General features: G+C 70.3%; 13 protein-coding genes. 8 read left to right on the top strand and 5 right to left on the bottom strand.

The annotated features are described in order from the left end of the window. Positions 1 to 16: 16 nt before the first annotated feature. Complete coding sequence (locus tag QMK24_RS01690) at positions 17 to 757, bottom strand: DUF5819 family protein (RefSeq protein ID WP_283463209.1); 741 nt, start codon at positions 755 to 757, stop codon at positions 17 to 19. Between the two features lie 264 nt (positions 758 to 1021). On the opposite strand from QMK24_RS01690, the gene paaA reads away from it, so the two are divergent. The 6 genes from paaA (at position 1022) to QMK24_RS01660 (ending at position 5875) form a co-directional block, all read left to right on the top strand. After that, complete coding sequence (gene paaA / locus QMK24_RS01685) at positions 1022 to 1984, top strand: 1,2-phenylacetyl-CoA epoxidase subunit PaaA (protein WP_283463208.1); 963 nt, start codon at positions 1022 to 1024, stop codon at positions 1982 to 1984. Then, positions 1984 to 2271: a 1,2-phenylacetyl-CoA epoxidase subunit PaaB gene (gene paaB / locus QMK24_RS01680; RefSeq protein WP_283463207.1), complete on the top strand. Its 288-nt coding sequence runs from the start codon at positions 1984 to 1986 to the stop codon at positions 2269 to 2271. The genes paaA and paaB overlap by 1 nt, the downstream gene beginning before the upstream one ends. Positions 2272 to 2282: 11 nt before the next feature. Then, a complete protein-coding gene (gene paaC, locus QMK24_RS01675; RefSeq protein ID WP_283463386.1) occupies positions 2283 to 2984 on the top strand; it encodes a 1,2-phenylacetyl-CoA epoxidase subunit PaaC in 702 nt (233 codons plus the stop codon). A 41-nt stretch (positions 2985 to 3025) separates the two neighbouring features. After that, complete coding sequence (gene paaD / locus QMK24_RS01670) at positions 3026 to 3565, top strand: 1,2-phenylacetyl-CoA epoxidase subunit PaaD (RefSeq protein ID WP_283463385.1); 540 nt, start codon at positions 3026 to 3028, stop codon at positions 3563 to 3565. Beyond that, the gene (locus QMK24_RS01665) at positions 3566 to 4621 is read left to right on the top strand and encodes a 2Fe-2S iron-sulfur cluster-binding protein (RefSeq protein ID WP_283463206.1); all 1056 of its coding nucleotides are present in this window, start codon (positions 3566 to 3568) and stop codon (positions 4619 to 4621) included. It begins immediately after the preceding gene. 99 nt (positions 4622 to 4720) lie between these two features. Continuing rightward, positions 4721 to 5875 carry an acyl-CoA dehydrogenase family protein gene (locus QMK24_RS01660; protein ID WP_283463205.1) on the top strand — a complete coding sequence of 385 codons (1155 nt, stop codon included), beginning with the start codon at positions 4721 to 4723 and terminating at the stop codon, positions 5873 to 5875. Positions 5876 to 5980: 105 nt separating this feature from the next. Here QMK24_RS01660 and QMK24_RS01655 read toward each other — a convergent pair whose 3' ends face one another. The 3 genes from QMK24_RS01655 to QMK24_RS01645 form a co-directional block, all read right to left on the bottom strand. Continuing rightward, entirely contained in the window at positions 5981 to 6313 is a 333-nt protein-coding gene (locus QMK24_RS01655; RefSeq protein ID WP_283463204.1) for a rhodanese-like domain-containing protein, read from the bottom strand. Between the two features lie 78 nt (positions 6314 to 6391). Beyond that, on the bottom strand, positions 6392 to 7186 hold the full coding sequence (locus QMK24_RS01650) for a hypothetical protein (protein WP_283463203.1): 795 nt from the start codon (positions 7184 to 7186) through the stop codon (positions 6392 to 6394). Between the two features lie 193 nt (positions 7187 to 7379). Beyond that, entirely contained in the window at positions 7380 to 8825 is a 1446-nt protein-coding gene (locus QMK24_RS01645; protein WP_283463202.1) for a DUF2252 domain-containing protein, read from the bottom strand. Between the two features lie 241 nt (positions 8826 to 9066). Here QMK24_RS01645 and QMK24_RS01640 point away from each other — a divergent pair, with 241 nt between their 5' ends. Beyond that, on the top strand, positions 9067 to 11571 hold the full coding sequence (locus tag QMK24_RS01640; protein ID WP_283463201.1) for a SpoIIE family protein phosphatase: 2505 nt from the start codon (positions 9067 to 9069) through the stop codon (positions 11569 to 11571). 21 nt (positions 11572 to 11592) lie between these two features. Here the strand turns inward: QMK24_RS01640 and QMK24_RS01635 are convergent, their stop codons facing one another. Further along, a complete protein-coding gene (locus QMK24_RS01635) occupies positions 11593 to 12006 on the bottom strand; it encodes a MarR family winged helix-turn-helix transcriptional regulator (RefSeq protein ID WP_283463383.1) in 414 nt (137 codons plus the stop codon). A 166-nt stretch (positions 12007 to 12172) separates the two neighbouring features. On the opposite strand from QMK24_RS01635, the gene QMK24_RS01630 reads away from it, so the two are divergent. Next, complete coding sequence (locus QMK24_RS01630) at positions 12173 to 13630, top strand: MFS transporter (protein WP_283463200.1); 1458 nt, start codon at positions 12173 to 12175, stop codon at positions 13628 to 13630. Positions 13631 to 13724: the final 94 nt, after the last annotated feature.

Here is a 13724-nt window from a genome sequence, read left to right as displayed (position 1 = left end):
AGGTCCTTGCGACCACTCACGAGGCGTTCTCCTGTCCGGAGGTGGCCACCGACCACCAGAGCGTCTGCTGATACTGCGCCTGGGTGTTGGGCTTGGCGTCGCTCCACGGAGGCGGAGCGACCTGCACGGACGCGGAGCGGGCCTGAACGCGGACGACGTCGCCGCCGTTCAGCTTCGGACCGAATCGGTTCTCCACGATCCGCTGCACGTACTGCCGGCTGAGCTCACCGCGTGTGCCGCTTGGCTTGTTGTTGCCGTCGTGGGACTGGGTGTAGAAGCCCCAGGCGCGGCGCAGCTCGTTCTGCTGGGCGTGGCTGGGGGCGATGCTGTGCCGGATGCCGTTCAGGTCGATCGCGGTCAGGTCGACCCAGCCGGTGGTCTCCAGGCCGCCATCGGGCCTGCGCACCTCGGCACGCGCCTGCACATGGATGTTCGCCTGGAGCGGGTCGGGCGCGAAGAGCTTCCAGTTCTGCTCGAACTCGGGGTAGATGTACGAGTCGACCGTGGACTGGTACTCCTTGCTGGCCGTGTTCGACGGCGCGACGTGCAGGAACACCATGCCGAGATGGAAGACGGCACCGACCGCGACAGCCGCCACGGCGAGTGAGACCACGATCCAGGAGGGTGTGGACAGGGTCGGCAGTTTCCCCGTCGCCGGCTCCGCGTCCGCCCGGTTCTCCGCGTGCGCGGCATCCGTAGCGTCCGCCTCGGTCTCCGCGTCCGCCCCGATCTCCGCTTCGGCCCCGGCCTCCGCCACTGGCCCGGCGTCCGCTCCCGCCCCCGATTCCGTGTCCGGTCCCGTCTCCGGTTCCGGCCTCTCCGGTGGCTCCATGATCTCCCCGATTCTCACCGCGCTCCGCTTCCGCACGGAACGCTACTCATGCCCTCACGCCATCGGTGACCGTACCGGGTTATCCACAGCCATCGGGATGGCCTTGACACCCAAAGGCGGGCAGCCGACCATTGAACCGAACGATCGGTCGGTCGGTTGGTCCGGAGCAGGACAACAAAAGGGGCACAAATGACGACGGCAGCGACGGTCGAGGAGGCGGCACCCCAGGCCGGCTTTCTCGCCGCCTTCGAGTCGGCACTCGCCGAGGAAGCGCGGATCGAACCGCGCGACTGGATGCCCGACGCCTACCGCGCCACGCTCATCCGGCAGATGGCGCAGCACGCCCATTCCGAGATCATCGGCATGCAGCCCGAGGCCAACTGGATAAGCCGTGCGCCCTCGCTGCGCCGCAAGGCGATCCTGATGGCCAAGGTGCAGGACGAGGCCGGGCACGGGCTGTATCTCTACAGCGCCGCCGAAACCCTCGGCGTCGGCCGTGACGAACTGCTCGACAAGCTGCACGCCGGCCGCCAGCGATACTCCTCGATCTTCAACTACCCCACCTTGACCTGGGCCGACGTCGGGGCGGTCGGCTGGCTCGTGGACGGCGCCGCAATCACCAACCAAGTGCCGCTGTGCCGCTGCTCCTACGGCCCCTACGCCCGCGCGATGGTGCGGATCTGCAAGGAGGAGTCGTTCCACCAGCGGCAGGGATACGAGCTGCTGCTCGCTCTCAGCCAGGGCACCGACGCGCAGCACGCCATGGCGCAGGACGCGGTGGATCGCTGGTGGTGGCCGTCGCTGATGATGTTCGGCCCCCCGGACACCGAATCGGGGCACTCCGAGCAGTCCATGGCCTGGAAGATCAAGCGGCATTCGAACGATGAGCTGCGGCAGCGCTTCGTCGACATCTGCGTCCCACAGGCCGAGGTCCTCGGGCTCACCCTCCCCGACCCCGCGCTGCGGTGGAACGAGGAGCGGGGCGCCCACGACTACGGGGCGATCGACTGGACCGAGTTCCATGAGGTGCTGCGCGGCAACGGGCCGTGCAACGAACAGCGGATCACCCAGCGCCGCACCGCCCATGAGCAAGGCGCCTGGGTCAGGGAAGCGGCCACGGCATACGCGGCCAAGCACGGAGAGGTGCGCTGATGACCGCCACTGACTGGCCGCTGTGGGAGGTCTTCGTCCGCAGCCGGCGCGGGCTGAGCCACAGCCACGCGGGCAGCCTCCACGCGCCGGACGCGGAGATGGCGCTGCGCAACGCACGTGACCTCTACACCCGGCGGGGCGAAGGCGTATCGATCTGGGTCGTGCCGTCCACGCAGATCACCGCCTCCTCGCCGGACGAGAAGGACTCGTTCTTCGAGCCGGCGGGTGACAAGCCGTACCGGCACCCGACCTTCTACAAGATCCCGGAAGGGGTGCGGCACCTGTGAACACAGCAGTCATCAGCCCGGCGCTGCCCCTCGGTGACGACGCCCTGGTGCTCGCTCAGCGACTGGGGGAGTGGGCCGGATACGCGCCGGTCCTCGAAGAGGATGTCGCGCTCGCCAATATCGCGCTGGATCTGCTGGGCCAGGCCCGCGTGCTGCTCTCCCTCGTCGGTGACGAGGACGAGCTGGCCTTCGGCCGGGAGGAACGCGAATTCCGCAGCGTCCAGCTCGTCGAGCAGCCGAACGGCGACTTCGCCCACACGATCGCCCGCCAGCTGTTCTTCTCGACGTACCAGGAGCTGCTCTACGCGGAGCTGGCCCAGGGTGACAGCGACCTCGCGCCGCTGGCCGCGAAGGCGGTGAAAGAGGTCGCCTACCACCACGACCACGCCCGGCAGTGGACCCTGCGGCTCGGCGACGGGACAGCCGAGAGCCATGAGCGCATGCAGCGCGGCCTGGATGCCCTGTGGCGCTACACGGGTGAACTCTTCCAGCCGCTGGAGGGGCTGGACATCGACCTCGGGGCGCTGCGTGAGCCCTGGCTGGAGCGCGTCACCGCCGTCGTACGGCAGGCCACGCTGACCATGCCCGAAGGTCCGGATGTGACCGCCTGGTCGGCGGGCGCCGGCAGAGAGGGCATCCACACCGAGTCCTTCGGCCGGATGATCGCGGAGATGCAGCACCTGCATCGGGCACACCCGGGGGCGACGTGGTGACCGACGACGTGGTGACCGGTGACCTGGTCACCGACGGGACGATGGCCGGCGATACGGCTGCTGCAGCGGCTTCCGGGTTGGTCTCCGGTGCACCTGGCGGTGTCCTGGAGGAGGAACTGCTGCAAATCGCGGGGTCGGTCCCGGACCCGGAACTGCCGGTACTCACCCTCGCCGAGCTGGGCGTGCTGCGCGGCCTGCAACTCGTCGGCCCCGGAAGGGTCGAGGTGCAGCTGACACCGACCTACACCGGCTGTCCCGCCATCGGCACGATGGTCACGGACATCACCCAGGCCCTGCGTGAGCACGGCATGCCCGAGGTGTCCGTCCGGACGGTGCTGTCGCCGGCCTGGTCCACCGACGCGATCACCGCCGAGGGACGCCGCAAGCTCGCCGAACACGGCATAGCGCCGCCGCGCCCGGTCACCGTCGGCGGCCCGGTCCCGGTCGAGCTGTCGGTGCGCTGCCCGCACTGCGGCTCCATGGACACCACCCTGCTCAACCGCTTCTCCTCCACCGCCTGCAAGTCCCTGCGCCGCTGTGAGACCTGCCGCGAACCGTTCGACCACTTCAAGGAGTTGTGAATGTTCCATCCGCTCCGGGTCACCGAGATCGAGCGGCTCACGGACGATTCGGTGACCGTGACCTTCGACGTGCCGGCCCCACTGCGCGAGGCATACCGCTTCGCGGCAGGACAGCACATCGCGGTTCGCCGGTTCATGGACGGTTCCGAGATCCGGCGGACGTACTCGGTCTGCGACCCGGCCCCCGGTCCCGGGGGGCCGGAGCGACTGCGAGTCGGTGTGCGGCTGGTCGAGGACGGCGAGTTCTCCGTGTACGCCCACAAGGAGCTGGCGGTGGGTGACGTCCTGGATGTCATGCCGCCCATGGGCCGGTTCATCCTCGAACCGCGCCCCGGGCACTTCGTGGCGGTGGTCGGCGGCAGCGGCATCACGCCGGTGCTGTCCCAGATGGCCACCGTCCTCGCCCGCGAGGAAACGGCCCGCTTCTGCCTGGTGCGCAGCGACCGCAGCACCGCCTCGACGATGTTCCTGGAGGAGGTCGCCGACCTCAAGGACCGCTATCCGGGCCGGCTTCAGCTGGTGAACGTGCTGTCCCGCGAGGACCAGCAGGCCGGTCTGCCGTCCGGTCGGCTGGACGAGGAGCGGCTGACCGCGCTGCTGCCCGCGCTGCTGCCGGTGGAAACGGTGGACGGGTGGTATCTCTGCGGCCCCTTCGGGCTGGTGCAGGGGGCCGAGAAGGCGCTGCGCGGGCTCGGAGTGGCCCGGTCCCGGATCCACCAGGAGATCTTCCATGTGGACGACAACCCGGCAGCGGTGACCGCGCGGGCCCTGACCCCGGTCGGCAGCATGGTCGCGGCGACGCTCGACGGACGCGGCGGGACCTGGCCGTCCGAGGGCGGCGAATCCGTCCTGGAGACGGTGCTGCGCAACCGGTCGGATGCCCCGTACGCCTGCAAGGGCGGGGTGTGCGGGACGTGCAGGGCCCGGCTGGTGTCGGGCGAAGTGCGGATGGACCGGAACTTCGCGCTGGAGCCGGATGAGACCGAGGCCGGGTATGTGCTGGCCTGCCAGTCGCATCCGCTCACCGATCGGGTGGAGTTGGACTTCGACGCGTAACGGCATTCGCTCTCGGTATCCCCTCGCTATTCCCTCTCTCTAGAACGTGTTCTAACCTGACGCACTGTCAGGTGACCGTAGCGGTGGGAGGGGCTAGCAGTGGACTTCAGCTTCACCGAGGAGCAACTTGCGGCGGTCGAGGCGGCGCGGGCCGTGTTCTCGGGAGTCGCGCCGGATTCGGTCCCCAGCCCCGCGCTCACCCCTGGGCCGGTCGCCGAGGACTTCGACCGCGCCCTGTGGCGCAAGCTCGCCGACAGCGACCTGCTGAGTCTGGTCCTGGCCGAGGCGTACGGCGGCGCCGGCCTCGACCCGATAGCGCTGTGCCTCGTGCTGCGGGAGGCCGGCAAGGTGCTCGCCCGGGTACCGCTGCTGGAGACCTGCGCCGCCGGGCTCGCCCTACAGACCTACGGCTCCGAAACGCTGCGCGCCCGGCTTCTCTCCGCGGCAGGGAGCGGCGGGCTTGTCCTCACCGTCGCCGCCAACGGCCGCACCGGCCATGACGGGGCCGAACTCGCCGTCCAGGCCCGCCAGGAAGAGCCGGACGACGGGCAGGACCCGGACCAGTGGCTGCTCGACGGTGTCCAGACCGCCGTCCCCTGGGCGCAGCAGTCCGATCACATCCTGGTGCCGGCCCACACCACCGAAGGGCGGCCGGTCATCGCGGTGGTCCCGCGGCTCCAGGAAGGGGTCACGCTCGCCGAGCAGGTCTCCACCAGCGGTGAGCGGTTCGCCGAGATCACGCTCGACGGCGTACGGATCCCGGCCGGTGACGTCATCACCACGGACGGCGCCTGGGAGTGGCTGCGCAATCTGCTCGCCACCGGCACCTGCGCCCTCGCGCTCGGCCTGGGCGAGGCGGTCCTCGGCATGACCAGCGCTTACGCGAGCAAGCGCGAGCAATTCGGCTACCCCATCGCGACCTTCCAGGCGGTCGCGGTGCAGTCCGCCGACCGCTACATCGACCTGCGGGCGATGGAGGCCACGCTCTGGCAGGCCGCCTGGCGGCTGACCATCGACGTCCCCGGCGCACTGCCCTTCACCGGGGACATCGCGGTCGCGAAGATCTGGGCGTCGGACGGCGTACGGAGGGTCGTCCAGACCGCGCAGCACCTGCATGGCGGCTTCGGTGCGGACACCGACTACGCGCTGCATCGCTATCACGCCTGGGCCAAGCAGCTCGAGCTGTCGCTCGGCCCGGCCGCCGCCCACGAGGAGGTCCTGGGCGACCTGATCGCCGCCCACCCCCTCGGCTAGAGCTGCCGGGCAGGCAAAGAACACATCACAGCCCCACCGGGCCGTGACGGCCACCAGCGCGGGATCAGAAAACGAAGACGCAGCTCAGAGCACGAAGACGCGGGATCAGAGCACGAAGGCCGGGCCGTCGTTGTCCGACACCAGCGGCCGCCCGGCCGCTTCCCATCCGAGCATCCCGCCGTCCACGTTCACCGCGTCGACACCCTGGGCGATCAGGTACTGGGCAACCTGCGCCGACCGTCCGCCGACCCGGCACACCACGTGCACGCGCCGGCCGTCCGGCACCTCGGCGATCCGGCTCACGACCTCGCCCATGGGGATGTGGAGCGCGTCCCGCGCGTGCCCGGCCGCCCATTCGCCGTTCTCCCGGACATCCAGCAGGAAACCGTCAGCCGGAACGCTCACGGCGTCCACCGCGGGCAACTGGGAGTGGAACATGGGGGGTGGCCTCCTCGACACAACACGTACAACACGTACAACACATACAACGCACACACCGGACTCGAGAAAGCTACCTCAGCCGTCGCTGGAGCGGACCAGCTCCGCGAGCCGTGCCTCCCGCGCCCCCACCTGTTCCAGCAGCTGCTCGGCGATCTCGTTGAGCAGTCCGTCCGGATCATCGGGCGACAGTTTCATCATCTGCCCGATCGCGCTGCCGTCCAGGTCCGCGGCGATCACGGACAGCGCCTCCTTGCGTTCGGCCAGCCACTCCAGCCGGGCGTAGAGCACCTCCGCCTCGGTCGGCAGCTCCTCCTCGAGAGCCGGCCCGGCCTCCCACTCCGCCCCCAGCTCGCGCAGCAGGTCCTCGTCGGCGTCCGCGTAGGCCTCATTGACCCGCGCGATGAAGACGCTGCGCCGCTCCTTCTCCGCCTCGTCCTGCGCCAGGTCCGGGTGCGCCTTACGGGCCAGCTCGCGGTAGAGCCGCTGCGCCTCCTTGCCCGGCCGTACCCGGCGCGGGGGATTCGGGTCCTCGACCGGCCGCACGCCGTCCTGGCCGAGCATCCCCTCGAAGAGCTCCTCGATCCCAGGCATGGGCATGACTAGAGCGCGCGCCTCCCAGGCCCGCTCGATGTCCGCCCGGTCGCCACTGTTCGCCGCCACCGCTTCCGCGATCAGGGCGTCCAGCTCATCCAGCCGGGCATACATCGGGCCGAGCCGCTGGTGATGCAGCCGGGAGAAGTTGTCCACCTCGACCCGGAAGGTCTCCACCGCGATCTCGAACTCGATGAGTGCCTGCTCAGCGGCGCGCACTGCCTTCGCCAACCGCTGGGAGGCCCGCTGATCCACCTGTTCCGCTTCCGGGTTCGTCACTCGCACAGCCTACGGAGCCGGGCAGCCCCCCGTCCCGAGCCCCCGCCCCGAGACGGCCGCCGCACCGGCCTCCGCTCCTCACTTTCGCGCCTATTCGTCAGGATTTATACATGAATCGCGCTGGATACTGACCTCCTGGATACCGACCTCCTGGATACCGGCTCCTGGATACCGGCTCCTGGATACCGCGCTTCTAGATGCCGAGCTCGGCCGACACCTTGCCGGTCCTGATCGCGCCCAGCAGCTCCGCGTGATCGGCCTCCGTACGGTCCGCGTACGCGACCGCGAAGGTGGTGATCGCCGCGTCCAGCTCATCATTCTTGCCGCAGTACCCGGCGATCAGCCGAGGATCCGCGCTGTGCGAGTGGGCCCGGGCGAGCAGCGCCCCGGTCATCCGCGCGTAGTCGTCGATCAGCCCCGTCTCCAGCGCCGCCGGATCCACGCTCCCCTTCCGGTTCCGGAACTGCCTCACCTGATACGGCAGCCCCTCCACGGTCGTCCACCCGAGCAGGATGTCGCTGACCACCTGCATCCGCTTCTGCCCGAGCACCACACGACGACCCTCATGCGCGCTCCCGCCCCCCGAACGCGAACGCGACCCCTTAGCCGAACCCGTTCCCGAATCCGGATCCGCGACATCGAAGCCGGCCTTCGCCACGTACGGCCGCAGCGCCGACGCGCGGGCCTCCTTCACCTGCAGCACCAGCGGCTCCCCCAGGTGGTCCAGCAGCAGCACCACGTACGACCGGGTCCCCACGCTCCCCGTCCCCACCACGCGGAACGCCACATCGTGCACCGCGTAGCGCGCCAGCAGCGGCAGCCGGTCCTCCGACACCGTCCGCAGATAGCCGTCCAGCGCCCCCGCGACCGACGCCGCCTCCGCGTCCGGCACCCGCCGCAGCACCGGCAAGGCGTCGACGAAGCGCCGTCCGCCGTCCGCCAGCAGCTCCGTCGACCGCGACGCGAACTTCGCGCTGGTGTTCTTCCGCGCCTTGGCCGACACCTGCTCCAGCGTGCCCAGCAGATCGCGCGCGTCCGCGTGCGCGAGCAGCTCCTCGTGCGCGATGGCGTTCCACGCGTCCAGCACCGGGAGCTTGGCGAGCAGCCGCATGGTGCGCCGGTACGCCCCGACCGCGTCGTACGCCGCCGCCCGGCATTTGTCCTCGGACGCGCCCGCCTCCCGCCCGGCGAGCACCAGCGAAGCCGCTAGCCGCTTCACATCCCATTCCCACGGGCCGTGCACCGTCTCGTCGAAATCGTTGATGTCCATGACCAGCCGGCCATGGGCGTCGCCGTAGAGCCCGAAGTTCGCCGCGTGTGCGTCGCCGCAGATCTGGGCGCCGACGCCGGTAACCGGGGTGTCGACGAGATCGGCCGCCATCAGCCCGGCCGAGCCGCGCAGAAAGGCGAACGGGCTCGCCGCCATCCGCCCGACCCGTAGCGGTATCAGCCCATCGATCCGGCCGGAATTGGACGCTTCCAGCGCCCCCAGCGGTCCCGGCCGGTCACCGCCGTCCGGCAGCTGATCGTGCGCCGCACGCGGCACCCGGTCCCGCAGCGCCTTGCCCGCCGTCCTCGCCGTCGCCTCGTGCGGCCACCGCGCGAACCCTGTTATGCGAGGAACCCTCGACTCCGACATGTGCCCTCCCCGTCAGCAGGCGGAGGCACCGATGCCGCTTACCCCACCGCTGGGGGGCAATCTGGCCATTTGGTCGACCCCGCCCGAAGTTTCATGCTTGCCTTGAGCTGGACCCTACTCAGCGCCGAACCGCAGGTGCACGACGTTGAACGAGATGACCCGGCTTTCCCAGTCCGCCGATACGGCCAAAGGCCCAGCCCAGGGGCCGGCCGTTGGCGCGGAGGCGACGAAAGCGAAGGATATGTCCGCCGACCCTGCCGCCGAGAACGGCAACGCGGCCGGCAGCGGCGTCGCCGCCGCTGCTCCGCTGGCCACCACCGGTGTGGCCGCGCTCCTGCGCCTCGCCGTCCTATGCGTTGATCCCGACGGCCGCGTCTCGTACTGGAACCGCGGCGCCGAGGAGCTTTTCGGCCATCGCTGGGAGGGCGTCTTCGGCCATCGCGCCTCCGGGCTGCTGACCGCCTCCGGCGCTCCGCACCAGGACACGCTCGACCTGCTCGACGACCTCACCCATCCCGCCTGGGCCGGTTCGCTCGACACCACCGACCGGGACGGCACCGTTCGCGACGTGCTGTGGTGGACGTACCGGATCATGGAGCCCGCCGGCCGCAGCCTGCTGGCCATCGCCGCCAACGCCAAGCCGCTGCGCACCGGCTCGCTGCGGATCGCCCTCGGCGACCGCCTGCTGACGTACGCCGCGGAGGAACCCGTCCGCGAGGGCATCTCGGTCTCCGCCCAGCTCGCGCCCGTCCCCGATCTGGCGCACGCCCGGCATCTGACCGCCCGCCTCGGCATCGTCCTTCCCCGGGTGAGCCCCGGCCGGCTCGACCGGATCATGCGGCAGGTCGTACCGCTGGGGTACCCCGTCCTACGAGTGGACGGCAGCACCGAACTCCCCGTCCTGCCAAGGGAGTACGAGGCCGACGGCGGCACCCTGCGGCAGATCCGCACGAACCGCAGGGAACTGCTCCCCGCGCCCCGCTCAGGCACCGGCCCGGCCGGCGTTGCGTGCACCGGCGGTGCGCGCACCGGCGCCGAGGGCTTGTCCGCCGTCCCCGCCGTGCCGATCTTCGCGACGCCCGCCCCCGGCCATATCCTGGACGAGCAGCTCGCGTTACTGCGCGAGACCGGCACCAAGGTCGGCAGCACCCTCGATCTCGACACCACGGCGCGCGAGTTGTGTGCCGTGACCGTCCCGCGCTTCGCGGACTTCGCCGCGATCCTCATCGTCGACCAGCTGTTCTCCGACACCGAGCCTCCGAAGGACGACCGGCCGTCCGACACCGTCCTGCTCCGCAGGGTCGCGGTCGCCCACCGCGGGCCGCCCGGATCCTGGGACAGCGCGGTCCCGGAGGGCGAGTTGATCACCCTCTCCGCCGACGACATCACCCCGCGCCTCGGCGAACCGCTGCTCGTGCCCGTCATCGAGCCGGCGCTCGCCCAGGATCTAGCGCTCGACCTGGGCATTCCGGCCCTCGGCCCGATGCTGCCCGGCCGTTCCATGGTCGTGGTCCCGCTCACCGCGCGCGGTACGGTCCTCGGCCGGATGTGCTTCCTGCGGCAGCCGAACCGTCGTCCGTTCGACGCGAAGGACGCCGCGACCGCGGTCGAGATCGTCACCCGGGGCGCCGTCCACCTCGACAACGCCCGCCTCCACCGCTTCGAGTCCCGCGCCGCCGCGACCCTCCAGCGCAGCATGATGCCGACCCGTCCGCCCAAGATTCCCGGCGTCCGGATCGCGCACCACTACATGCCGGGCGACCGCCAGGCGCAGGTCGGCGGCGACTGGTTCGACGCGATCCAGCTCCCCGGCGGCCGTGTCGCGCTGATCGTCGGTGACGTGATGGGCCACGGCCTGCTCAGCGCCGCCGTCATGGGCCAGTTCCGTACGTCCGTGATCACGATGGCCGCACTGGACCTGCCGCCGGCACAGCTCCTGCGCCACCTGGACAATCTCGCGCACCGGCTTGGTCCCGAACACCTCGCCACCTGCGTCTACGCGGTCTACGACCCGATCCACCGCAATCTGACCCTCGCCAACGCGGGCCACATCCCGCCGGTCCTGGCCCGCCACGACGGGCGCAGCGAGCTGCTGCAGATCCCCCAGGGCGCGCCGATCGGCGTCGGCGGTGTCCCCTTCGAGACCGTCGAGATCCCGGTGCCCGACGGCAGTTGGCTGGTGCTGTGCACGGACGGCCTGGTTGAGGTCCGCGGCCAGGGCATAGACGCCGGGCTGGCCGCCCTGTGCGCCAATGTCATCGAGCCGCAGCAGACCCCCGAGGACGTGTGCGCGCAGATCCTCAGCCGGCTGCACTCCGACGACCGGCGTGACGATGTCGCCCTGCTGGTCGCCCGGTTCGAGGGCATCGCCTCCGAGGACGTCGTCCAGTGGACGCTCCGGATGGACCTCTCCGAGGTCCGCACCGCTCGTGAACTCACCCGCCACCAGCTCGGCGTCTGGGGTCTGGAGCGGCTGATGGACGTCACCGAACTGCTGGTCAGCGAGCTGGTCACCAACGCGCTGCGGGCGGCGTCGCACGAGGTACAGCTGCGCCTGATGCGCGTCGGCAAGCTGCTGGTCGAGGTCAGCGACGACGATCACAACCTGCCGCACCTGCGGCGTGCCGACGCGGACGACGAGGAAGGCCGCGGCCTCGCCCTGGTCTCCCACCTGTCGCGCCACTGGGGCACCAGCCGCAAGGCGGTCGGCAAGGTCGTCTGGTTCGAACTCCCGCTGCCCGGCTAGGGCCGGACAGGCCCTAGCGGGTTACGCGCTTGCGGCCCCGCCCGATTCCGGGCGGGGCCATTCCCGTCCCTCCAGCGCCTCGATGCTGCGGTTGAACCGGGTGAGTATGTCTTCGAACTGCTGGATCTCCTGCGGTGTCCACTCCGCGAGCACCCGGCTCAGGCCGTTGAGGTAGAACGCCCGGTCGGCCGCCAGCCGGTCCTTCCCCGCGCCGGTGATCCGCAATTTGCGGGCCATACCGCCGTCCGGGTCCGCGACGCGCTCGGCCAGCCCGGACCGCAGCAGAGCAGCCGTCTGCCGGTTGACCGTCGAGGTGTCCAGTCCGAACGCCTCCGCGAGCTGTCCGATGGACATCGCGCCGCCCGAGTCGATCCTGTTGAGCAGCAGATACGCGGACTTCTCCAGCCGCCCGCCCACCTGGTCCCGGCGAGCCATCACCTGGTGCCGGGCGATCAGCGTCAACTCCCGTTCGAGTCGCTCCAGCACACTGCCTCCTATGTCACCGCGTCCTGCGCGCCGAGCGTACCCATTGGGTACGTAATGTGCACGATACACATCTTGTGTATCGTGCACATCACCAACTTCACCGGAGGCGGTACACGTGCCCCAGATATCCGACCAAGCGGCCCGCGACCGGGGCGGCTCCCTCGTCGTGGTGCTCGCCTTCGCGGGCATCGTCGTGGCGGTGATGCAAACCCTCGTGGTCCCGCTGATCCCAGAACTCCCCACGCTGCTGCACGCCTCTGCCTCCGATGCCTCATGGGTGATCACCGCGACCCTGCTGGCCGGTTGCGTCGCCACACCCGTCATGGGCCGGCTCGGCGACATGTACGGCAAGCGGCGCATTCTGCTCTTCAGCCTCAGCTTGCTGGTGGTCGGTTCGCTGATCTGCGCCTTCACCACCTCGTTGCTTCCGATGGTGATCGGCCGGGCCCTTCAGGGCGGCGCGATGGGCGTCATCCCGCTCGGCATCAGCATCATGCGCGACGAACTCCCCAAGGAGCGGATGGGCTCCGCGATGGCCCTGATGAGTTCCTCGCTGGGGATCGGCGGAGCGCTCGGCATGCCGGGTGCCGCGGCCATCGCCCAGCACTTCGACTGGCACTCCCTGTTCCTGTGCTCGGCCGGGCTCGGGGCCGCCGCCATGACCCTCATCTTCTTCCTCGTCCCCGAGTCGCGGGTGCGCACCCCCGCCCGCTTCGACTTCCCCGGTGCCGTCGGGCTGTCGGCCGGACTGGTCTGCCTGCTGCTCGCTGTGTCCAAGGGCGGCGACTGGGGCTGGGCCGGCGGCACCCTCGGACTCTTCGGCACCTCCGCGGTGATCCTGCTCGGCTGGGGTGCCTACGAGCTGCGGACCACCGCGCCTCTGGTGGATCTGCGCACCACCGCGCGCCCCCAGGTGCTGCTCACCAACCTCGCCTCGATCCTCGTCGGCTTCGCTCTCTTCGCGATGTCGATCGTGCTTCCGCAGCTCCTGCAGTTGCCCAAGGCGACCGGTTACGGTCTCGGTCAGTCGATGATCGCCGCCGGGCTGTGCCTGGCTCCCGGCGGTCTGGTGATGATCGTGGTCTCGCCGCTGTCGGCGCGGATCTCGGCCGCTCGCGGCCCGAAGACCTCGTTGATGCTGGGCGTGACCGTCGTCGCCGCCGGCTACGCCATGGGGCTGGCCATGATGAACAGCGTGTGGGAGGTCGTCCTGGTCTCCGCGGTCATCGGCACCGGCATCGCGCTCGCCTACGCGGCCATGCCCGCCCTGATCATGGGCGCCGTACCGCTGTCGGAGACCGCCGCCGCCAACGGGCTCAACACCCTGATGCGGTCGATCGGCACCTCGGTCTCCAGCGCGGTGGTCGGGGTGGTGCTCGCCCATATGACCCAGCCGTTCGGGGGCGTGCCGCTGCCCTCGCTGAACGGATTCCGGGTCGCCTTCGCGATCGCCTGCGGGGCCGGCCTCGCCGCCCTGCTGATCGCGGCCTTCATCCCGGCCCGCCCCACCCGGCCGCAGCTCGCGCCGGTCGGCGCGGCTCCCGTCACCACGCCGGCCGACCAGCCCGCGTAGCCGTACGCGGAACGGGACCCTTTTCGGACCCACAGCCGAACCCATGGCTCCAGACGCGGAAGGGCCGCGCCGCTTGACGATTCCTTTACCCAAT

It is taken from the genome of Streptomyces sp. PH10-H1 (genome assembly GCF_030063355.1).
Lineage (GTDB): Bacteria > Actinomycetota > Actinomycetes > Streptomycetales > Streptomycetaceae > Actinacidiphila.
Note: the sequence above shows the minus strand (reverse complement) of the source record. Positions and strands in the feature narration are given on the sequence as shown.

Bases quoted from the DNA above. Each gene is read 5' to 3' on its own strand.
- paaA (WP_283463208.1), top strand. From the start codon at position 1,022: ATGACGACGGCAGCGACGGTCGAGGAGGCGGCACCCCAGGCCGGCTTT.
- paaB (WP_283463207.1), top strand. From the start codon at position 1,984: ATGACCGCCACTGACTGGCCGCTGTGGGAGGTCTTCGTCCGCAGCCGG.
- paaD (WP_283463385.1), top strand. From the start codon at position 3,026: ATGGCCGGCGATACGGCTGCTGCAGCGGCTTCCGGGTTGGTCTCCGGT.
- QMK24_RS01665 (WP_283463206.1), top strand. From the start codon at position 3,566: ATGTTCCATCCGCTCCGGGTCACCGAGATCGAGCGGCTCACGGACGAT.
- QMK24_RS01655 (WP_283463204.1), bottom strand. From the start codon at position 6,313: ATGTTCCACTCCCAGTTGCCCGCGGTGGACGCCGTGAGCGTTCCGGCT.
- QMK24_RS01645 (WP_283463202.1), bottom strand. From the start codon at position 8,825: ATGTCGGAGTCGAGGGTTCCTCGCATAACAGGGTTCGCGCGGTGGCCG.
- QMK24_RS01640 (WP_283463201.1), top strand. From the start codon at position 9,067: ATGTCCGCCGACCCTGCCGCCGAGAACGGCAACGCGGCCGGCAGCGGC.
- QMK24_RS01635 (WP_283463383.1), bottom strand. From the start codon at position 12,006: ATGGCTCGCCGGGACCAGGTGGGCGGGCGGCTGGAGAAGTCCGCGTAT.